The organism is Devosia naphthalenivorans (assembly GCF_003056355.1).
GTDB lineage: Bacteria > Pseudomonadota > Alphaproteobacteria > Rhizobiales > Devosiaceae > Devosia > Devosia naphthalenivorans.
The window spans coordinates 20,894-39,651 of sequence record NZ_PYVW01000024.1 but is presented as its reverse complement, the minus strand read 5'-3'; the positions used below and the strand labels follow the sequence as shown (position 1 = coordinate 39,651).

Genomic DNA, 18,758 nt, shown 5'->3' with positions numbered 1-18,758 from the left:
CTGCACGATAACCACCGAGCCGAAACCGGGGAGCCACACCCATGCCCGCCACCATTCTCGTTGTCGAAGACGAGGGCGATATCGCTATTCTGCTGCGCTACAATCTCGAAGCGGAAGGTTTCCGCGTCGTCACCGCCGAAACAGGTGAAGAAGCTACTCAAGCTATTCAAGAGAAACTGCCCGACCTGATCCTGCTCGATTGGATGCTGCCCGAAGTGTCCGGCATAGAGCTCTGCCGCCGCTGGCGCGCTCGTCCGGAAACCTCCCGTGTACCCGTTATCATGCTGACAGCTCGGGGCGAGGAAGAAGAGCGCGTTCGGGGCCTTGCCACCGGTGCTGACGATTATGTGGTCAAACCTTTTTCAGTTCCTGAGCTTATCGCTCGCATCCACGCTCTGCTGCGCCGGGCGAACCCCAATCTTATTACTGCGGCATTGAAGGTTGGCGACCTGGAACTGGACCGCACCACCCACCGAGTCCGCCGTGCAAAGCGTGACGTACATCTGGGGCCCACCGAATATCGCCTGCTGGAATATCTGATGCGCCATCCCGGCCGCGTTTATTCCCGCGAGCAACTGCTTGACGGTGTCTGGGGTAACGATGTTTACGTAGACGAACGCACCGTGGACGTTCACGTTGGCCGTCTGCGGCGCGCTATCAATAGGGGCGCAGATGTTGATCCAATCCGGACTGTCCGGGGCGCCGGTTACGCCTTCGATGAGAGGTTTTCCGTCGCTGTATAGCGAGGCCAAGTGACCAGAACGGTGGTTGAACGTCTCCTGAAGATAATGCAGTCCAAATTCCCGGCTGGCGGTTATCTTGAACAAGGAATTGCCAGCGTTTGTTCACACTCTGGATGCACATCTTTCCGAAAGTGCAAAGTCTTGCAGTATGCGACCCAAACCGATGTCCGCCCGCTCTACAGGTGTCTGAAAGCCGAAAATCCGTCGGGCTTCAATCCGCGATAATTGCAACTTCAGGTTCATCGAATGTCGGCAGGGGCTGTCCTGCAATCCGCCGCTGGAACATAGCAATCAACGAGCTAATCTGAGGATCTCCGAGTTTTTCCTCTGCAACCTGCAGCTTTTGGATCGCCTCATCGAAGTATGCGTACTCCCCGGTTTTGCGGTAGTACTCGATGCCAAGCTCAGCATAGGCGGAAAGGATGTTCTTGTTAATTGGAAATCGGGTGACGCCTTGTACGGCAAGCTCATGAGCTTCCTCCAGAATCGCCACCCTGTCTTCAGGCAGGATACCTTGCGAACGCACAGCTCGCTCTACCAGGAGCTTGATCTTGTACCGATGCACTGGGCCATCCGATCCAAAGTCCTTGTCGAAGAGGCGGATTTCCGTCTCCGCCTTCTCAAAATGACCTTGGTCGATCAGGTTGCGAATGAGCCGATGACGGGGGACACGCTCACCTGGCGCATTTGACATCATCTTCCGCAGCAGGCGGTTCTGCTCATTCTTGTCGGGGATGCGGGAAATGCCGGTCTCGACGTTGCACAGTTCACGAAGCGATCGGATCTCAATGTCATAGGTGGGAGAGATGTTGTCGATAACCGCTTCAAACAGCGCTATGATCCGCTCGAGGTCGGGGAATTTGTACTTCGCTACGATGCCCGCGATGACCGAGTGCCTGGTGCGCCAGCCGTAGATGCCGGACTTCGCGTCGATATTGTACTCACTGACTATATCCGTGAGGTTGTCCAAAATCCCCGTGACGCTGTTGGCCTCGATGCCCAAAAGCCGCAGGATCAGTTGGCGGTGGACCCGTACGCCTGCGTTCTCCATGGCCGACACATAGCGATAGATTTCTCGCAGATTACCTTCGAGGCCGGCGTACTCCCGCAGGACAATGTCGTCGAAATTGTCATTGGCAAAGATGTTCTTGAGGCAAACGAACATGTCCGCTTCGCATCGGACGGAAAGCCTCCTGCGCCGTTCTTCCTTGTTAAATCCGCTGAACTGATCCTCAACGAGCTTTCTGATGTCTGGGCTCGCATCCAGTAGGAGCAGCAACCTCTCTATCTCTTCAGCCGAGAGCTTGGACAGGGTGAACGTCCCACCATACTTGAAGATGTTGGGGGTCTTGATGCGCGGGAACCAGTGGTTGCGCGTTGAGCAGATCAGTATTTTGAGGTGCGCATTGTCAGCCTGCACCAGCTTGTCCACCAGGTCATTAAGAGTGAGCAAGTGGTGATGCGCATCATCGACAACGAGCACACCCACATCCTGCTCGGCCTTCAACCCCTCGGCCAGATCGAACCAGTGCTTCACGCTTAACGGATGATCGCCTTTGTGCTCATAGGCAAACGTTCCCTTGGCCCGCATCAGGTTTACTGTCTGCCTGATTGCTGTGGTCTTCCCTACTCCGCTGGCTCCCAGAAGGGTCGCGCACAGGGTGGCGTCTCCCTCGAAATAGGCTGCAATATCGTCCGCCACGGTGCGTCGAAAGGTGTATCCTGCGGCGATATCCGCGTAGCTTGCAGCCTTTCCGTTGAACATGGCGCTGATGTCAGGATGTTTGTCCAAGGCGTGCGCCACATCGACCGTGACGGGTTCAAGCGCAGGTATCCGCTCCAGCGGAGTGCCTTCCGTCGCTGGCTTCGCTATGGGACTGACTACAGGACCGAGTGCGGCAAAGAATTCGTCGATCCCGCCGAAGGAAACAGAGATCCCGCGCTGTTCAAAGAGGGAAGCACGGGCTTCATCCTTCGTATACATCAGTAGAAGAATGCGCCCAGGCGTGAGTGCTTTGGCGTTAAGTGCCGCAGCACGATTGACGATGGTCTTCAAATCCGGATCAGCAAGGGACTGCCCGATGATTACCAGGTCGGAGCCAGCCAGATCCCCTTTCAGGCGATCATAGAGGAACTCGCGGTACTGATCGGTCTGCTCGTAGTCGGCTTCGGAAAGTATGATCCGAGAGTTGTCCCCGTCGCACACGTCCCGCTCAATAGTCCCGTGAATCTTGAACAGCAGGCAGTCTTCACTTTCGTCACCCGTGGTGAAGCTGAAGTTTGAGTGGAACACCCGCAGCTTCTTTTTGCGGACTTTGTATACCTGCTCAACGAGATCGTCGTAGTTCGTAGTGAAGATGCTTTTCCATGGATAGAGCGGGAGGTTCTTCAGACCTCCCGTGGGTTTCAATCCGGCACAACGCTTTCGCAGTTCCTCAATGACCTTCCTGCGGTTGGTCTTTGCCTCGCATAGGCTTGCTATCTCACTAAGGGAATAACCGTTGGCGGGTACGCCGAACATCTTAGAAAAGTGCTCGATGAGCGCACCGACAGCAGGCGCACCGGAAGGGATTGAGGAGCCGGCTCCGAAGAGCAGCACAGTATTCTTAGGCACAAGGCCTTTCGCAAGATCGTCCAGTTTGATCGGCATGATTCCCCCTAATCGATCGAACAATGGACGACGCTGGCGTACTCCGTCGAGTACTTTGCAGAGATAACTACCCGCGATGTGAGGGATGTGGTGCCGAGACCCCGATTGTTATTGGAATTTTATTGTCCAAGCCTTCTTAACGGGAACTGCAGCAGGAACTGTGCTTCCCGCCAACCTACGGGTGCATAGGGCGCTCATACCCACCTACCAGAACCGCAGAAAGGTCATGCACCGGTTGACCGTTCCGATAAATCCAATATAGTGGATATATGGAATCAATTCGCGCGATCGTTGCCCTGTCGGCTCTGGGGCAGGAAACCCGGCTGGAAATCTTTCGCCTTCTGGTGCGCAACACACCCGAAGGACTTCCGGCTGGAGAAATCGCCCGCAGGTTGGAAGTGCCGCAGAACACAATGTCTAGCCATTTAGGCTTGCTCACCAGAGCCGGACTGCTGACGTCCGAACGCTTCAGCAGGTCGATCGTATACAAGGTCGACCTGGACGCTTTCCGCGAGCTCATGCTTTTCATGGTCAAGGACTGCTGCAACGGCAACGCTACCCTCTGCGCACCTTTGATCGCTGAACTCACCCCCTGCTGCCAGCCCCAAGAGGTAATTCAATGAGCGACCAGCCCTACAACGTGCTTTTCCTTTGCACAGGAAACTCCGCCCGCTCCATTTTCGGCGAAGCTTTGATCAATCATCTAGGCAGTGGCAAGTTCAAGGGGTTCTCCGCGGGGTCAACGCCCAAGGGTGCCATCAACCCACTGACACTGGAAACCTTAAAAAAAGCCGGCATCTCGACCGAAGGACTTCGTTCCAAGGCCTGGGATGAGTTCGCCGTTCCCGGCGCCCCGAAGATGGATTTCGTTTTCACGGTCTGCGACAATGCAGCCGGAGAGTCATGCCCCGTGTGGCCCGGTCAGCCCATGACCGCTCATTGGGGGATCGAGGATCCTGCCGCTGTCGAAGGCACGGAGTTCCAACAGCGTGCGGCGTTCGACGAGGCCTTGCGCTACCTGCGGAACAGAATTGTTGCATTCACAAACCTGCCGCTGTCCAGCATCGACCGCCTTGCACTGAGCTCTAAGCTCAAGGGCATCGGGGCTATGGAGGGATCGACGTCCAACAGTGCGGATGTCGCATGATCTATTCGACGCCGGTGCAGGGTGATAATTTCGAGTTGCTCGCCGCCCTTGCCGAAGCTGGCCTCCCGATCGAGGATATCGAGGAAGAGGGCCGATCGTTCTTCCAATTCGAGGAAGATGGCGTGCCGATCGGTTTCGGCGGCTTCGAACGCTATGGAGAGGACACCCTCGTGCGCTCCATAGTTGTCATGCCGAAGTTTCGGGGAACCGGCGCAGGACGGCGCCTGACCGAGGCATTGCTTGAGGAAGCCGAAAAGGCCGGTGCCCGCACCGCCTATTTGCTGACGACCACCGCCTCCGGATTTTTCGCTGGGCTCGGGTTCAGGGTAGAGGACCGACGCAAAGCACCCGCTTCCATTCTTGCCACCAGACAAGCTGCCTCGATCTGTTCGACGGCCGCTCTCCTGTACAGACCGATCAAGGCTCCCGATGTCCATCTTTGAACGCTATCTGACCCTCTGGGTCGCAATCTGCATCGTCATCGGCATTGCCGCCGGTCACTTCCTGCCCGGGTTTTTCCAGGGGCTCGGGGGCCTTGAGATCGCCCAGGTGAACATCCCCATGGCGGTGCTGATCTGGCTGATGATCATTCCGATGCTGGTGCGGATAGACTTCATGAGCCTGGCGCAGGTCGGCAATTACTGGCGCGGCATCGGCGTAACCGTCTTCATCAATTGGGCCATCAAACCATTCTCGATGGCGCTGCTGAGCTGGCTCTTCATCGGCTGGCTGTTCCGGCCATTGCTGCCGGAAACACAGATCGATAGTTATATCGCCGGGCTGATCATCCTGGCGGCAGCGCCATGCACCGCAATGGTGTTCGTCTGGTCCAACCTGGTGAAAGGGGAACCCCACTTCACCCTGAGCCAGGTGGCGCTCAACGACGCGATCATGGTGATTGCCTTCGCCCCCATCGTCGGCCTGTTGCTCGGGTTGTCCGCCATCACGGTGCCTTGGGACACGCTGCTGCTTTCGGTCGGCCTCTATATCGTCGTGCCGGTGATCGCGGCGCAGCTCTATCGGCGTTGGCTGCTGGCCAATGGCGGCATCGATGCCATGAACCGTGTGCTCTCCATCCTGCAGCCGATCTCGATCGCCTCACTGCTCCTGACGCTGGTGATGCTGTTCGGTTTCCAGGGCGAGCAGATCGTGGCCCAACCCACAATCATCCTGCTCCTGGCGGTGCCTATCCTGATCCAGGTCTATTTGAATTCCGGGCTGGCCTATTTTCTCAACCGTGTTTCGGGCGAACAGCATTGCGTTGCCGGTCCGTCCGCCCTGATCGGCGCATCCAACTTCTTCGAACTTGCCGTAGCTGCCGCGATCGCCCTGTTCGGCTTCAATTCCGGCGCCGCCCTGGCGACCGTCGTGGGCGTGCTGGTCGAGGTGCCGGTCATGTTGTCGGTGGTCTGGATCGTGAACCGATCGAAGGGCTGGTATGAGCGCGGCGCGGCTGTCCGCCACAACATCCAAACGAAGGCTGCAGAATGACCGTCACCATCTATCACAATCCCGACTGCGGCACCTCGCGCAACACGCTGGCCATGATCCGGCAGTCCGGTGTCGAGCCCATCGTCATCGAATACCTCAAGACGCCGCCGTCACGATCCAGGATCGTGGAACTGGTTGCAGCCGCTGGCATGTCGCTGCGGGATGCGCTGCGGAAGAAGGATACGCCTTATGAGGCGCTTGGTCTGGCCGATCCTGCCAAGACCGATGACGAGCTTCTCGATGCTATCGAGGCGCACCCCATCCTGCTGAACCGGCCTTTTGTCGAAACCTCGATGGGCACCCGCCTGTGCCGGCCATCCGAAGTCGTGCTCGACATCCTAGAGAACCCCGATATTGGGCCCTTCACCAAGGAAGATGGCGAGGTCATCATCGATGCCGAAGGGAAGCGTGTTGTCTGATCTGCCTAATGTCGTGCCTGCCGCCTTTGAGGTGCCTGACTTCTCCGGGCTGGTTGCCCCTGCCCTCGCACACAGGCCTCGCATCCTGATGCTCTACGGTTCGCTGCGGGAACGCTCCTATTCGCGATTCCTGACTCTGGAAGCGGCACGCCTGCTCGAAGCGTTCGGCGCCGAGGTCCGCATCTTTCACGCCAATGGCCTTCCTTTGCCGAACGACGCGCCCGACACCCATCCCAAGGTGCAGGAACTGCGCGAGGCAATGCTATGGTCAGAAGGCCAGGTCTGGACCTCACCGGAGCGGCACGGCGCCATGTCGGCGGTGCTGAAATCCCAAATCGACTGGATACCCCTGCCCGGAGGCGCGATCCGACCTACCCAAGGCCGAACGCTGGCTCTGATGCAGGTGTCAGGGGGGTCCCAGTCGTTCAACGCCCTGAACCAGATGCGTATACTGGGCCGTTGGATGCGCATGGTGACAATCCCGAACCAGTCTTCTGTCGCTAAGGCGTGGCAGGAGTTCGACGAGGCCGGTCGCATGAAGCCGTCATCGTTCTACGACAGGGTTGTCGACGTGTGCGAAGAACTGGTGAAATTCACGCTGATCAACCGTGGAGTGTCAGGCTATCTGACTTCCCGTTATTCAGAGCGGAAAGAAGCCGCCGCCTAACTTGAGGAGCGGGTTGGCCTTAAGTCGATATAAGCCCGAGAACGGCCCCTCATGGGTGATATCGACTGCGTCAGAGCTTAACACCGCAACCACCTGGACATCTGCAAACTAGAGCTTCTGTTCTTAACCCGAGGCCTTAATGCCTGTGCGCAAGAAGCTGAATCGACAGTAGGACGTTGATCGAGGCCAAGCCTGCTACTGCGCCCAGAAGCAGATTTGCACCACCCATTTCGATCAAGGCCGCACCAAGTGAAGGAGCAAAGGCCTGAACCAGTAGACTTGGCAGAGCCAGGCGGCCCATGAGGACGGCGAATGTCGAAGGATCGAACAAAGTGAGCGGCAGCGCTCCGCGAGCGATCGAAAAAATGCCATTGCCGGCGCCGTAGATGATGATGGCAAGACCGGTAACTGGCAGGTTCATGAAGAGCAGCACCAGACCGCCCGCCAACAGGATGGTCGACGCCATCATTGTCCAGACCGCATGATAGCGGCTGCCTAGAACCATATCCATGACACGAGATCCTACCTGCGAAGGTCCGATCAGTGCACCAAAGGCGACTGCGGCCGCGAGATCATGACCCCGCAACTGCAATAGCGTGAGCAGATGCACCCCGAGCATGCTGCTGATGAGCGAAGCAATCGTGAAGATGACAGCTAACAAGTAGAACGTAGCACGCGGCGATCTCGCCGGTATTGGCCGGTCAGCTGTGAGAAGCGGCGACGAAGCGGGTCCCGGGGCCGGAATGAACGCAAGGATCAGCGGCAGGGAAATAAGCAGGTGGGCGCCGGCATAAACAAGGCAAGCGGTCCGCCAACCGTATGTCTCACCGAGATAGGCGGTGATCGGCCAGCACACCGTGCTGGCAAAGCCACCCCAAAGGGTTAAGGTGGTAATCGCACGGCGTGCATTTTTGCCGTAGAGGCGGCCAAGGGTGGAGAAGGCGGCGTCGTAAAGGCCTGCTGCCATGCCGACGCCCATAATGATCCATCCAACCAGATAGACAGGCAGCCAGGTAGCGGTGCCGATAAGGGCCAGGCCTGACGACAGCAGCAGCATGCTGCAGATCAGCACAGGCTTGCCGCCGCGCTGCTGGATAGTGCCACCAATAAGAGGGGCGGTAACGCCGCCCGCCAATAATCCGCCAGTTAGCCCCCCGATCACCCAAGGCAGCGACCAGCCAGTATCGAGAACTATCATCGGGGCCAAAACGGCCAGGAGGTAGTACGATGAGCCCCAGGCAAGGATCTGAACAATACCCAAGGCGGTGACAACAATGGCGGGGCGCGTTGTAGCCACCCCCTCAACCGCAACACTCATGCATTAGCCCCGTCTTGCGGCTGGCAGCAGCTGGCAACCGCCGCCGCCGCACCGGCGATAATTTCCGGATGCCCCTGGCAGCAATCGGCCATCAAGAATTGGACGAGCCCGGAAAGCGCATCATAGTCCGCTGTGTAGATGATCGACCGTCCCTCGCGCTTCGATGCCACAAGCCCTGAGTGTTCGAGATGAGAGAGATGGAACGAAGCACTCGATGAGGATGCTCCTACCTTTTCGGCGACGACGCCTGCGGGCAATCCTGCCTTTCCGGCGATGACCAGAACCCGCACCATTTGCAGCCGGGTGCCTTGCGACAAGGCGGCGAAAGCATCGAGGGCTTGATGTTCTTGCAATTTCATCTCAATCTCTCAAGAGTCGTTGAAACGAAGGATATTCAGAATGAGCGCTCTTGTCACGCAGGATCCCACCACCTCAAGCGCCGATTTTTCGCTCGCTCGATTGCTGCATATGCTGGAAGGTCACGACGAGAAGGCCCTCGTCATTGAATATGCCGGTCGGCGCATCGGGCGGGGTTACCACGTCACCGAAGTCAAAGCCGGTTCCTTTGTGACACTGGACTGCGGCGGCAATCCCGACGCATGGCAGGAGACCGTGCTTCAGGTGGAAGACATTTCGGCAGAGTCGGAACGAACATTCATGCAGGTGGGAAAATTCACCCGTATTCTTGCTCAGGTCGACCGGAAGATCCCTCTCAACGGTGACGCGAGGGTGACCTTTGAGGTGAGCCGCCCCGGCGAGCCGATGCAAGTGTTTGACCTTGATCAATTGGCAGTAGACGAGGAGACTGTCGTACTGCAACTGGAGCACCGCTCCGCCATTTGCAAGCCACGGCATCGAGCTGCCCAACAGGCTGTCAGCTCGGGATGCTGCGCACCAGCCGCTAAGTCCCCCTGCTGCAGTTAGGTCTTTGGTGTGCTGCGAAGCAAGCCAGCAGGACTGTTTTGGGGATCATGCTCCGTTCGCTCGTAGAGATCTTTGCCAACGAGCGTTGCTTGATCCTGAGCTCGTCGACCGAGGGCCGACGCAGACGCAGATTGCACAATGCCCATGTTCTCTAGGGGCCGTAGGAACGGGTAGTCTCGAAGAAGTCCGTGTTAGAACCGCTTGGCCCCCACAGACTTCTTGAACCCGCACGACTGATAGCTCTCCTTGAGAGGATAGAGCACGTCCTCGATCTCCTGACGCAGGGGACTTTTGTTTCAAAAAGTTATGGGAACGATCGTCTGCAGTTAAATCTCGGATGGGAAACAGGCCCCAGTAAGCCGAACTACCTTGCAGTCGATATCTGCTCTGTCGGGTCGGCGGGTCGCCGTGTTCCCTACGGGGTGCATTCCCAAGCATTGCCTGGTTTCGCCACGATCCTGAGATCTGGCGTCATGCCATGCCAGTACTCGTCACAACCCGTCAACTTCTTACAGGGTTCACCTACCATCCCGGGGGCGGCTGTGTTCTGCCAGCTTCTTACCGCTGGTTACTGTGAAATGCCTGGAACGCTATCTGCTGTTGGCAGATCATCACCAACATCCGGAGACGACGGCGACACCGAAAAGAACACGACGACAATCACCAGCAAAATGGATACACCCACCGAGATCATAGCCGAGACGTCAAACCCGAACTTGGCTCGCTCCATTGGGATCGTGACCATGGTCTCGTAATCGGCTTCCCCTAGGAACCTGTAGAAGCGGTCCTTCCAGTCTTCGCGAAGGTCTGATTGTAACTTCATGAAATGAATGCTGGCGAAAATCACCGCCACCACATACGCAGCCAGAACGAGTGAGAGCGTGATCAACAAGAGTGCCGGAACTTGCGTGGTAAGCCGGGCCGCAACCAACCCCAGACCGAAGAATAGAGAGCCTGTCACTGCGGCAGCAAGCTGGCGGGTGGTGTCTGCGACCTTGCCGATCTCTTCTGAGACAGCTTTACGGAGATCGGCGATTCCCCTCAATGCATCCCTGCTCACGTCGGAAAGGCTGAGTTGGTAGGCTATCTTGGCGCCTTCAAGCGCCGTCCCTAGAGCACGGGCATCAATGCGCCCGCCGTTTGAAGCGAAACTGCCTACTGCCCTCGGGATCTCGGCCACGAACAATCCATGCCGCGCCTCGGCCTCCTTTTCATTCTCGTACACCCAACGCAGCGCACGTTGGGACTGGCCCAGGATGTCGCGATCCAATTGGACCGCGACAAGTGCCTGTTTCAGTCTTGGCGGTCCGGCATAGACTAGGGTGCCGTCTGCCAGGCGTTCGCTGGCGAGGCAACGAAGCGCCACTGCCTGCGCTTGGGTTGCCCATGTGGTGAAGACCCTGTCCTCCATCGGGTAGTCAGCGGATAGCGCGGAAAATATCCATGGCTCGAGCCGCCAGGGCACCGTCGGCGCGCCCGCCTCACGGACGAGGTCGCGAGGACTTGCGGTGGCTTCGACTGCAACCTGCGCGATGGCCTCACCCCAAGCAGCAAAGCGTCTGCCCCGAGTAGAAAATGGGCGAACTGTCTGCACGTGCTTCCAAACGACCCCGCCCTCATCCGCGGCTAGCCAGTCGCCGAGGCCACTCAGTGTCAACAGAACCTTTGCCGGCTCCAAGTTGGGCTTCCTGAACGATGCTCGAAATGGTTCCAGTTCAGCTGCGACATCGCGGATGGAACCAACCGACGACTCCGATGCGTCCTCCACGTCGGTTTCGATTCCGGCGGCATTGGCCAAAGCCCAAACATCCGTAAGCGCTCCGGCACTGAGGGCGGATACAACCGCCCACTCGGGGCCTTCGTTGACCAGGGCGTCGCCGGCTTCGACGAGCAGATCGATTCTAGCGCCCAGCTCTTTCAGGAACGACGTCGTCAACAACCAGCTCCTTCTTGGTAATGATTGTGATGCGGGTTCCGCCGCCCGGCTCTGCGCTGCGGGCCACCCCATTGTTCTCCAGCCCGCCGGGGTACTCTAGTCTCACACCCTCCGCCGTAGCGATTTTCTTCCGGCTAGCCTTGCCCATAGCCGCAGGATCCGGCCTAAAGGCTATACCATCGAGCCGCTTGGCCTTGAGACTGCGGAAGGTGGCCTTGTCCAACCTCTCCTTGGTAGCCTCATCCTCGGGCCGTCCCGCAGCGATGAACACGGCCTCCTGAACGGCTTCATTGTCGACTGACTCCCGGTTCCGGAGCGCGTCACGGGCGACCGCATGAGCAGCCGCGAGGTCCCGGTCCGGCAGCAAATCCTGGCAGGACTTCAGGACAGCAAGGACGGCGTCCTTGAGTCCCTGAGTGAGTTCCTGATCTGACCGGCTCCGAGAGACGTCAAGGAAGCGTTCGAAGTATTCCGTGAGGTCTGGTGCCTGTTTCATCCTGTCGCGAGCGGCGACCATGGAGTCGGCAACACCATCCTTCACCCTCACCAAGCATGATTTCTGGATAGCCTTGCGATCGGCGATGAACGCTTGGATGATCTGGCGGAGCCCGGATCGACCTTCGCGGTCGTACCGCTCAATCGCTTGGCTGTAGTCGTACTTGGCCAATGCGTAGACCACGTCGTCCCCACCCATCCGCATCTCGAACACGAAGAATGCACCATCCCTGCTGTTGCCGCGATGATGGTTGGCGAAGGATCGAGAAAGGCTCTGCGCTGCAGTCTCGAAATTCTCTTCGCTCCGAGCCAATCTCTCGAGGGCTGCCTTGGTGGTGGAAGCGTCGGCGAACTGGTGAACCGGCGCCACGTCTACATCGAGCAGGCGCGCCAGGAAGAAATCCTGGTGCTCGATCTCTTCGAACTCAGGCTGCGGCAGGAAATCGTCCTCACCGCCCACAATGTGAAGTATCATTCTGGAGATCGTCACTTGAGCACGTTCTTCGTCTGTCAGCAGTCCCAAGGAAGTCCCTCCACTTTTCGCCTACCAACAATGACTGTACGCGACACAGATTCCAAAGACTGAATCTAACACAGTCACGGCATCAATCAAGAACATAGAGGGAACAACAAGTTTAGCTATTCCAGAGACGGTGTCGACGACGACTACTATCGCGACGATTACAATCGAAAACGCGATCTGCGCGAGCGCCGGCGGATCGTGATGCGCTTGCTCGAGGGGCAGATCCTGATCGTGTAAAAAGGAAGCATCTGAAATGGTGCGAGGGGCACCCACAATGGGATGCACAATACCAATCATGGGGACCGACCAAATCCGTGAGGCTATCGAGCGAGCCTTCGGCAAGCGATATTGATCGGCGAACCAATGCCGGCGGCAGGCTGCAGTCGGCAATGGTTGGTTTCGTGAAACCGGTCCCCTATTGGTACCACAGCAGGTTCGTTGCGCGGAGTGATCCATCGTGCGACTGTCATGCATGTCAAGGAATGCGTCGATCGCCCTATTGCTCGAAGACGAGCCACTCATAGCGTTGGATATGGAGGAGATGCTCGGAAGCGCCGGTTTCGACGTGAAAACAGTGATGTCCTGCGAGCAAGCGAATGAATGGTTGGCCATATGCCGGCCCGACATCGTGATCGTCGACATCGAGCTCCGCGATGGCACCAGCGACGAAGTCGTTGAGCGTTTGGTCCAGAACCACATTCCTTTCGTTGTGCACTCTGGAGAGCACCCCAGCATGCATGTGGGCACGCCATTCGCCCATGGCCGCTGGATAAGCAAGCCGGCCACGCCGGATGAACTGATCGACGCCGCCAGGTCACTTCTATCGCCTTAAGAGCGCCATTGACCGGCTTCTCGGCGTATCTCCATTGTACCGGCTATTGTTAACCTCGCGGCTAGCGATCGGATGATCGACCGGCAAGATGCCCACAGCCCCCTATTGGTACTCGACTCTCCCATTTAAGCACTTCGTGGTGCGAACAGAATAATGCTGGCGGCAACCAGGGCCAGCGCCCCACCGAACAGGTCCCATCGATCGGGCACTCTGCCTTCCGCGAGCCACAGCCAAAGCAGCGACGCTGCTATGTAGACCCCACCATAGGCCGCGTAAGCTCTACCGGCGTGGTCTGCAGGTGCCAGCGTCAGCAGCCAGGCAAAGACGACCAAAGCGGGGACGCCAGCCAACGCCCACATCGGTGACTGCCCTTGCCGCAGCCACGCCCAAAAGGCGAAGCACCCGACTATCTCAGCCAGCGCGGCGCCGGCATAGATAAACACCGTAGTCACGACGATGGGCATGGCTGCTCTCCGATACGTCAGGTCCGATGACGCCTAGCACGGTCTCGGAGCCATGCCCACAACCCGGCTGCGCCAGCGAGCAGGACGGCAACAATGCCAATGGGGCCGGCGATTACCGCGGCACCGCCGGCAGCAACGATCGGCACCGCGCAGCATGCCGTGCAAGCTGCCGCGACACCTGCGGTGGCGACTATGCCCTTCTTGGTGCTAGGGTTCATGCTGCCGTCTTCGCGAGTTCCGGGGCGAAATGGGCGAACAGCTCGTCGGCGGCCAGTGCCACACTCTCGGGCGCAGTCATGGTCAGCTCTATCTGCTCTCCGGCCCGGATGTCGAAATCGAGGAATGCGCAGCACTCCGCTTCCATGGCGACGATATTCCTGACTTCCGGCAATGCCTCGAGGGCGTAGGTGAGATGCAGCGTCAACGACTCGCGTCGACTGGCCAACAGATGGCGAGACGCCAGGGCCTGGACAGAGGCTACCCTTTCCTTGAAGTCGGCGGCATCCAGGGTGCAGGCGGTGGCCAGGGCAGCGCCGTTGCCCGCCATCGCGCAGGATGAGCAGCACGCGTCTGCTGTGTTGGTGTTGGTGTTGGCGTTGGTGGTGGTCATTGTCGATCTCCTTTCGGTGAGATGGACAGCACCATATTCGTTCAAGTAACTTGAAGGGCAAGACCGAAAGCGAGGATGCCATGCTGACGATCGGGAAACTTGCGAAGGCAGCCGGTGTGACCACGCCGACCATACGGTACTACGAGGAGATCGGCCTTCTTCCGGCAGCAGATCGCACCGGTAGCGGGCAGCGCATCTACGGTGCCGATGACCTGGAGCGGCTCACCTTCATCAGGCGGTGCCGCGTTTTCGGTTTCGGCATCGAGCAGGTGCGGCTCCTGGCCGGCCTGTCAATCAGCGCGGACCAGGATTGCCGCGAAGTCGGCGAGATAGCCCGCGGGCATCTTGGCGAGGTCCAGGCCAAGCTCGCCGAATTGAGGGCCTTGGAACGCGGCCTGCAGCGGTTCGTGGCCCAGTGCGACAGCGTTTGCTGCGGCGGACCGGGGCGCGACTGCGTCGTGTTCAAGGACCTCGCCGACGCCGGGTGATCAGCAGCAGCCAGATGTTCTGGAAGATGGGGAGCAGAGGCCCGTATTGGAACTCGACGTCCCTTCGATCCGGCTCCATTGCTTGCTGATACGCGAGTCGAAGACGTTGTAACTAACGTGCCGAGCTGCTGCATCGATCTTTCTTGTTTTGGGCTATCCGCCTCAATTCCTCGATGCTGGTACCGTGTGATTGTTGATCCGGAAGAGAGAGGAACAGAGCAACATCATGACGCCAGCAGTGATGCCGACATCGGCCAGATTGAAGGTGGGGAAGTGCCAGCCACCGGCGTGGAGGTCGATGAAATCGGTGACGGCCCCGTCAGGAACCCTGTCCACAAGGTTGCCCAGTGCCCCGCCGAGGATAGAGGCATAGCCGAGGCGTTCGAGAAGATGTTGGCTCTTGTGCCATAGCCACGCCACCACAAAGCAGATGGCGAGGGTCAAAAGGACTATCGCCAACCAGCCCTGCGTTCCGTCCGAGGCGAACATACCGAAGCTTACGCCGGTGTTGAACCCGAGCGTCAGGTTCAACACCGGCAGAACCGGCACGACACTGCCATCGAGATACATCAGCGCCGCTTCCTTGGTGGAGGCATCCACGCCAATGATCCCGAGGATAAGAAAGAGGGAAGCGTCCCGGTTGCTCATCTGCCGGCCTGCTTGAGGTCCGAACGTGCATCGCGGATGATCGACCAGGCGGACTGCAGGAACAGCCCCGCGACCGCAAAGGCGACGATCAGGTCCGGCCATTGCGAGCCGGTCCACCAGACGACCGCCGCCGCGGCGACCACGGCCAGGTTCCCGATGGCGTCATTGCGCGAGAAGAGCCATACGGCCCGCATGTTGGCATCACCCTTGCGATGCGGGATAAGCACCACGGCGGCCAGCACGTTGACGGCGAAGGCGACCAGAGCGAACCCGCCCATCAACAGGCTCTCGGGTTGGTGTTCGACGAAGATCCGGTAGACTGTTGAAGCCACCACGCCCAATCCAAGGAGGCCGAGAAAGATCCCCTGTAACAGCGCCGCCTTGGCTCGAGCCGCAAGACCCCATCCTACCGCTATCAAACCGAGGAACGAAATCAGGCCATCGCCTAGGAAGTCGAGCGAATCCGCCTGCAGCGCCTGGGAGCCGGCGATGAAACTGCCGACTATCTCGACGATGCCGTAGCCGACGTTGAGCAGTACGACGGTCCAGAGCGCACGCTTGTAGGCCGGCGTGACATGCGACAGGTCGGGGATGTGGTCATCGTCGTCACTACCAGCGGCGTCTTTGTTGCCTTCGAAACCCGAATCCTTTCGCACGCCGATCCGGTCGAGCTGGTAGCCGAGGTCGGTCACCGCAGTCTCCAGCATTGGCAATCGCCGGTCCGGATCGTCTACTTCCAGGGTCATGACCTGCGATGCGGTGGAGACCTTCACGTCCTGAACACCTTCCACCTTTCGGGCGGCGCCTTCGATCTTGGCGGCGCAGGAGGAACAGTCCATGCCGGTGACTTGGTAGCGGACGGTTTCGGCAGCAGCACTCATGCTCATGCTCCTTCTTGAGGTGGATCGGCACAGAGGCTACAACCTGTAGTGACTACAGGAGCAAGCGGAAAATGCAGATCGGAGACCTGTCGCGTGAAACGGGGGTCAATATCGAGACCATCCGGTACTACGAGCGTTCGGGAGTGCTCCCTCCGCCAGCGCGGCTTGACAATGGCCGGCGTGTCTATGACGACGCTGACGTTCGGCGCCTTGGTTTTATCCGGCATGCCCGAGACCTGGGATTCGACCTGCAGTCGGTGCAGATCCTGCTGGCCCTGCAGGAGCAGCCGCAGGCTTCGTGTGCCGATGCCAGCCGCATCGCTCAGGCGCAACTAGACGAAGTGGAGCAACGAATTGCCAGGCTCCAGAGCCTTCAGCTTGAATTGTCCAGGATGGTGACGGAGTGCCGGAAAGGAGTGGTAGCGGAATGTAGGGTCATCGAAGCGCTCAGCACGCCATTGTCCTGATCGCAACCACCATGCTGTGGCTGGGCGCACCTCTTAGATTTGGGCTGCAAGATAACGGACGGAACAAGCAAGGCGTTTTCTCGTTGGCTGGTTTATGAGTGAAGGATACATCCAGGTTCCGGCAGCTCCGGGCTTCGACAACACCTTGGCCTTCCTCCGCGAAGGCTACGACTTCATCGGTACTCGTTGCGACGATCTCGGTGCGGATGGTTTCGAGACAAGGCTGATGCTTCGCCCGGTTCTATGCCTGCGCGGAGAAGACGCCGCCAATCTCTTTTATGGACAGAACCTGTTCACCCGGAAGGGCGCTATGCCGCCGTCCACACTGCGATTGTTGCAGGACAAGGGTAGCGTTCAAGCTCTTGACGGTGAAGGGCATCGGCATCGCAAGAAGATGTTTGCCCAATTGCTGATCGATACCCCGCCTGATCAGATGGTTAGTTTGTTCGAGCGGCATTGGCGGGAAGCCGCGGTAACCTGGACAGCGAAAGGGGAAACAGAACTCTTTGCCGCGTCCAATATGGTCCTAACGCGTGCCGCCTGGGAATGGTGCGGACTACCTGCCGACACCGTGAACATCAACGACCTTTGCGATCAGTTGGTCGGGATGGTGGAGAATGCGGGCCGCGTCGGTCCACGCATGTGGCGGGAACTCGTACGGCGGGCCGCATTGGAGCGAAAGCTCGAGAGCCTTATCGTTCAACTCCGCAAGGGAGAACTCAAGGCACCTGAGGATGCGCCCGTCAGCTTTGTTGCCCATTGGATTGACAGTGACGGAAAGCAACTGTCCGCAAAGGTGGCGGCGGTGGAGCTCATCAACTTGCTGCGTCCCATCGTCGCCATCGGTCGCTGGATACTTTTTTCAGCCATGGCGCTCCACCACCACCCGCAATGGCAGACAAGAATTGCCGGGGGAGAAGATGATTGGATCGAGCCCTTTGCGGAAGAAGTGCGCCGAACATACCCGTTCTTCCCGGTGATCGGCGGGCGGTCACTTCGTCCGTTCACCTGGGGCGGTAAGCGTTTCGACAAGGGTCAGTGGGTGATGCTGGACCTCTTCAGCACCAATCGAGACGGTAGGATTTACCCGGACCCACTCATGATCCACCCAGAGAGGGCCTCCAGCTGGCGAGATCAGGACTTTCGTTTCATGCCACATGGGGCAGGCGATCTTCGGAAAGATCATCGCTGTCCCGGCGAGTGGGTGACTGTGTCGATCATGAGCAGTGCGATCCGCCTGCTTACCCGGGAGATGCAGTATCAGGTTGATGATCAGGACCTAGCTATGCCGATGAACAGATTGCCCACCCGTCCGGCAGGTGGCCTGCGGATCCGATTTGTGGCTCACACGCTAAAAGCAGCACATCAGTCTAGCGGGTAGCGCCTTGCCGGGCCCCGTAATGTATCCTCAGAAAATTGTCTGCTCCGTAAAAAAGCGCAACAACTTGGCCATAGTCACTCGATGGCGTGGAAGGCGTTCTCCCGTGGCAGGATGGCGAAGTGTCCAATGCTTCCAGGAGGAGAATGGACCCTGGAATTAACGCGTCGAAGATCGAGCACGAAGCTCACGTGTCGTGCTGATGGTGCTTGCACTTGCCGTGGTCAGCCAGGATTTCGATCACTTGGCAGCTTTCGACCCTCCCGTGGGAACATCCTTCCACCATACGCTCCAGTTCGGCCTCGAGAGCCTTGAGGCTGGTGATCTTCTCCTTGACCTCTACCAGCCTCGCCTTCGCGATGGCGTCGGCTTCGCCGCATGACTGGCCAGGACGGTCTTGTAACGACAACAGGGTGCGGATCTGGTCGATCTCGAAACCCAACTCACGGGAATGGCGGATGAAGGTCAGGCGGTCTGCATCTTTCCTGTCATAGGTCCGCCGGTTGCCCTCGGTCCGGGGCGGTGGCGGCAACAGTCCAATCTGTTCGTAGTAGCGGATGGTGGGCACTTTCACCCCCGTCGCTTCCGAAGCCTTGCCGATTGCCATGCCATGACTCATTTTGCTCTTGCTCCTATAGCCACTGGAGGATGTAGGCAGTGAGGCAAGATTGCAAGGA

The 18,758-nt window shown here is 58.6% G+C and carries 22 protein-coding genes; 12 read left to right on the top strand and 10 right to left on the bottom strand.

Annotated elements, in window-relative coordinates:
* Positions 1–41: 41 nt before the first annotated feature.
* A complete protein-coding gene (phoB, locus tag C8264_RS20565) occupies positions 42–743 on the top strand; it encodes a phosphate regulon transcriptional regulator PhoB (RefSeq protein ID WP_108462848.1) in 702 nt (233 codons plus the stop codon).
* A 211-nt stretch (positions 744–954) separates the two neighbouring features.
* Here phoB and C8264_RS20560 read toward each other — a convergent pair whose 3' ends face one another.
* A complete protein-coding gene (locus C8264_RS20560) occupies positions 955–3,393 on the bottom strand; it encodes an SIR2 family protein (protein ID WP_205245743.1) in 2,439 nt (812 codons plus the stop codon).
* A 269-nt stretch (positions 3,394–3,662) separates the two neighbouring features.
* Here C8264_RS20560 and C8264_RS20555 point away from each other — a divergent pair, with 269 nt between their 5' ends.
* Genes C8264_RS20555 through arsH form a run of 6 tightly spaced genes read left to right on the top strand, consistent with a single transcriptional unit; the run spans position 3,663 to position 7,117 of the window.
* Entirely contained in the window at positions 3,663–4,016 is a 354-nt protein-coding gene (locus tag C8264_RS20555; RefSeq protein ID WP_108462847.1) for an ArsR/SmtB family transcription factor, read from the top strand.
* Positions 4,013–4,540 (top strand): arsenate reductase ArsC, encoded by a 528-nt coding sequence (locus tag C8264_RS20550; protein ID WP_108462846.1) that lies wholly within the window; start codon positions 4,013–4,015, stop codon positions 4,538–4,540. The genes C8264_RS20555 and C8264_RS20550 overlap by 4 nt, the downstream gene beginning before the upstream one ends.
* Positions 4,537–4,983, top strand: a complete 447-nt coding sequence (arsN2, locus tag C8264_RS20545; RefSeq protein WP_108462845.1) for an arsenic resistance N-acetyltransferase ArsN2 — start codon at positions 4,537–4,539, stop codon at positions 4,981–4,983. The genes C8264_RS20550 and arsN2 overlap by 4 nt, the downstream gene beginning before the upstream one ends.
* On the top strand, positions 4,970–6,031 hold the full coding sequence (arsB, locus tag C8264_RS20540) for an ACR3 family arsenite efflux transporter (RefSeq protein WP_108462844.1): 1,062 nt from the start codon (positions 4,970–4,972) through the stop codon (positions 6,029–6,031). Before arsN2 ends, arsB begins: the two co-directional genes overlap by 14 nt.
* On the top strand, positions 6,028–6,450 hold the full coding sequence (gene arsC, locus C8264_RS20535) for an arsenate reductase (glutaredoxin) (protein ID WP_108462843.1): 423 nt from the start codon (positions 6,028–6,030) through the stop codon (positions 6,448–6,450). Before arsB ends, arsC begins: the two co-directional genes overlap by 4 nt.
* The gene (arsH, locus tag C8264_RS20530; RefSeq protein WP_108462842.1) at positions 6,425–7,117 is read left to right on the top strand and encodes an arsenical resistance protein ArsH; all 693 of its coding nucleotides are present in this window, start codon (positions 6,425–6,427) and stop codon (positions 7,115–7,117) included. The genes arsC and arsH overlap by 26 nt, the downstream gene beginning before the upstream one ends.
* Before the next feature lie 136 nt (positions 7,118–7,253).
* Here arsH and C8264_RS20525 read toward each other — a convergent pair whose 3' ends face one another.
* The gene (locus C8264_RS20525) at positions 7,254–8,435 is read right to left on the bottom strand and encodes an MFS transporter (protein ID WP_108462841.1); all 1,182 of its coding nucleotides are present in this window, start codon (positions 8,433–8,435) and stop codon (positions 7,254–7,256) included.
* Positions 8,432–8,788 (bottom strand): ArsR/SmtB family transcription factor, encoded by a 357-nt coding sequence (locus tag C8264_RS20520; RefSeq protein WP_108462857.1) that lies wholly within the window; start codon positions 8,786–8,788, stop codon positions 8,432–8,434. The genes C8264_RS20525 and C8264_RS20520 overlap by 4 nt, the downstream gene beginning before the upstream one ends.
* A 46-nt stretch (positions 8,789–8,834) precedes the next feature.
* Between C8264_RS20520 and C8264_RS20515 the strand changes: the two genes are divergently transcribed.
* Complete coding sequence (locus tag C8264_RS20515) at positions 8,835–9,359, top strand: DUF6428 family protein (RefSeq protein ID WP_108462840.1); 525 nt, start codon at positions 8,835–8,837, stop codon at positions 9,357–9,359.
* Between the two features lie 568 nt (positions 9,360–9,927).
* Here the strand turns inward: C8264_RS20515 and C8264_RS20510 are convergent.
* A complete protein-coding gene (locus C8264_RS20510) occupies positions 9,928–11,295 on the bottom strand; it encodes a hypothetical protein (protein WP_108462839.1) in 1,368 nt (455 codons plus the stop codon).
* Positions 11,261–12,265, bottom strand: coding sequence for a nucleoid-associated protein (locus C8264_RS20505; protein ID WP_162783814.1), 1,005 nt, complete (start codon positions 12,263–12,265; stop codon positions 11,261–11,263). The genes C8264_RS20510 and C8264_RS20505 overlap by 35 nt, the downstream gene beginning before the upstream one ends.
* 520 nt (positions 12,266–12,785) lie before the next feature.
* Between C8264_RS20505 and C8264_RS20495 the strand changes: the two genes are divergently transcribed.
* Positions 12,786–13,145, top strand: coding sequence for a response regulator (locus C8264_RS20495; protein ID WP_108462836.1), 360 nt, complete (start codon positions 12,786–12,788; stop codon positions 13,143–13,145).
* 125 nt (positions 13,146–13,270) lie between these two features.
* Here the strand turns inward: C8264_RS20495 and C8264_RS20490 are convergent, their stop codons facing one another.
* Together C8264_RS20490 and C8264_RS20485 are read right to left on the bottom strand one after the other, a co-directional pair.
* Positions 13,271–13,609, bottom strand: coding sequence for a YnfA family protein (locus C8264_RS20490; RefSeq protein ID WP_205245742.1), 339 nt, complete (start codon positions 13,607–13,609; stop codon positions 13,271–13,273).
* 214 nt (positions 13,610–13,823) lie between these two features.
* Positions 13,824–14,219, bottom strand: coding sequence for a hypothetical protein (locus C8264_RS20485; RefSeq protein WP_108462835.1), 396 nt, complete (start codon positions 14,217–14,219; stop codon positions 13,824–13,826).
* A gap of 50 nt (positions 14,220–14,269) precedes the next feature.
* Between C8264_RS20485 and C8264_RS20480 the strand changes: the two genes are divergently transcribed.
* Positions 14,270–14,707: a MerR family transcriptional regulator gene (locus C8264_RS20480; protein ID WP_245893418.1), complete on the top strand. Its 438-nt coding sequence runs from the start codon at positions 14,270–14,272 to the stop codon at positions 14,705–14,707.
* A 162-nt stretch (positions 14,708–14,869) separates the two neighbouring features.
* Here C8264_RS20480 and lspA read toward each other — a convergent pair whose 3' ends face one another.
* Positions 14,870–15,355 (bottom strand): signal peptidase II, encoded by a 486-nt coding sequence (gene lspA / locus C8264_RS20475; RefSeq protein WP_162783813.1) that lies wholly within the window; start codon positions 15,353–15,355, stop codon positions 14,870–14,872.
* Positions 15,352–16,236, bottom strand: coding sequence for a cation efflux transmembrane domain-containing protein (locus tag C8264_RS20470; protein ID WP_245893417.1), 885 nt, complete (start codon positions 16,234–16,236; stop codon positions 15,352–15,354). Before C8264_RS20470 ends, lspA begins: the two co-directional genes overlap by 4 nt.
* Before the next feature lie 71 nt (positions 16,237–16,307).
* Here C8264_RS20470 and C8264_RS20465 point away from each other — a divergent pair, with 71 nt between their 5' ends.
* The gene (locus C8264_RS20465) at positions 16,308–16,703 is read left to right on the top strand and encodes a MerR family transcriptional regulator (protein WP_108462834.1); all 396 of its coding nucleotides are present in this window, start codon (positions 16,308–16,310) and stop codon (positions 16,701–16,703) included.
* 94 nt (positions 16,704–16,797) lie between these two features.
* Complete coding sequence (locus tag C8264_RS20460) at positions 16,798–18,084, top strand: cytochrome P450 (RefSeq protein WP_108462833.1); 1,287 nt, start codon at positions 16,798–16,800, stop codon at positions 18,082–18,084.
* Between the two features lie 184 nt (positions 18,085–18,268).
* Here C8264_RS20460 and C8264_RS20455 read toward each other — a convergent pair whose 3' ends face one another.
* The gene (locus C8264_RS20455; RefSeq protein ID WP_108462832.1) at positions 18,269–18,700 is read right to left on the bottom strand and encodes a MerR family transcriptional regulator; all 432 of its coding nucleotides are present in this window, start codon (positions 18,698–18,700) and stop codon (positions 18,269–18,271) included.
* Positions 18,701–18,758: the final 58 nt, after the last annotated feature.

Coding starts and splice junctions, on each gene's coding strand:
- phoB (WP_108462848.1), top strand. CDS start 42: ATGCCCGCCACCATTCTCGTTGTCGAAGACGAGGGCGATATCGCTATT.
- C8264_RS20560 (WP_205245743.1), bottom strand. CDS start 3,393: ATGCCGATCAAACTGGACGATCTTGCGAAAGGCCTTGTGCCTAAGAAT.
- C8264_RS20555 (WP_108462847.1), top strand. CDS start 3,663: ATGGAATCAATTCGCGCGATCGTTGCCCTGTCGGCTCTGGGGCAGGAA.
- C8264_RS20550 (WP_108462846.1), top strand. CDS start 4,013: ATGAGCGACCAGCCCTACAACGTGCTTTTCCTTTGCACAGGAAACTCC.
- arsN2 (WP_108462845.1), top strand. CDS start 4,537: ATGATCTATTCGACGCCGGTGCAGGGTGATAATTTCGAGTTGCTCGCC.
- arsB (WP_108462844.1), top strand. CDS start 4,970: ATGTCCATCTTTGAACGCTATCTGACCCTCTGGGTCGCAATCTGCATC.
- arsC (WP_108462843.1), top strand. CDS start 6,028: ATGACCGTCACCATCTATCACAATCCCGACTGCGGCACCTCGCGCAAC.
- arsH (WP_108462842.1), top strand. CDS start 6,425: ATGCCGAAGGGAAGCGTGTTGTCTGATCTGCCTAATGTCGTGCCTGCC.
- C8264_RS20525 (WP_108462841.1), bottom strand. CDS start 8,435: ATGAGTGTTGCGGTTGAGGGGGTGGCTACAACGCGCCCCGCCATTGTT.
- C8264_RS20515 (WP_108462840.1), top strand. CDS start 8,835: ATGAGCGCTCTTGTCACGCAGGATCCCACCACCTCAAGCGCCGATTTT.
- C8264_RS20505 (WP_162783814.1), bottom strand. CDS start 12,265: ATGATACTTCACATTGTGGGCGGTGAGGACGATTTCCTGCCGCAGCCT.
- C8264_RS20495 (WP_108462836.1), top strand. CDS start 12,786: ATGTCAAGGAATGCGTCGATCGCCCTATTGCTCGAAGACGAGCCACTC.
- C8264_RS20490 (WP_205245742.1), bottom strand. CDS start 13,609: ATGCCCATCGTCGTGACTACGGTGTTTATCTATGCCGGCGCCGCGCTG.
- C8264_RS20485 (WP_108462835.1), bottom strand. CDS start 14,219: ATGACCACCACCAACGCCAACACCAACACCAACACAGCAGACGCGTGC.
- lspA (WP_162783813.1), bottom strand. CDS start 15,355: ATGAGCAACCGGGACGCTTCCCTCTTTCTTATCCTCGGGATCATTGGC.
- C8264_RS20470 (WP_245893417.1), bottom strand. CDS start 16,236: ATGAGTGCTGCTGCCGAAACCGTCCGCTACCAAGTCACCGGCATGGAC.
- C8264_RS20465 (WP_108462834.1), top strand. CDS start 16,308: ATGCAGATCGGAGACCTGTCGCGTGAAACGGGGGTCAATATCGAGACC.
- C8264_RS20460 (WP_108462833.1), top strand. CDS start 16,798: ATGAGTGAAGGATACATCCAGGTTCCGGCAGCTCCGGGCTTCGACAAC.
- C8264_RS20455 (WP_108462832.1), bottom strand. CDS start 18,700: ATGAGTCATGGCATGGCAATCGGCAAGGCTTCGGAAGCGACGGGGGTG.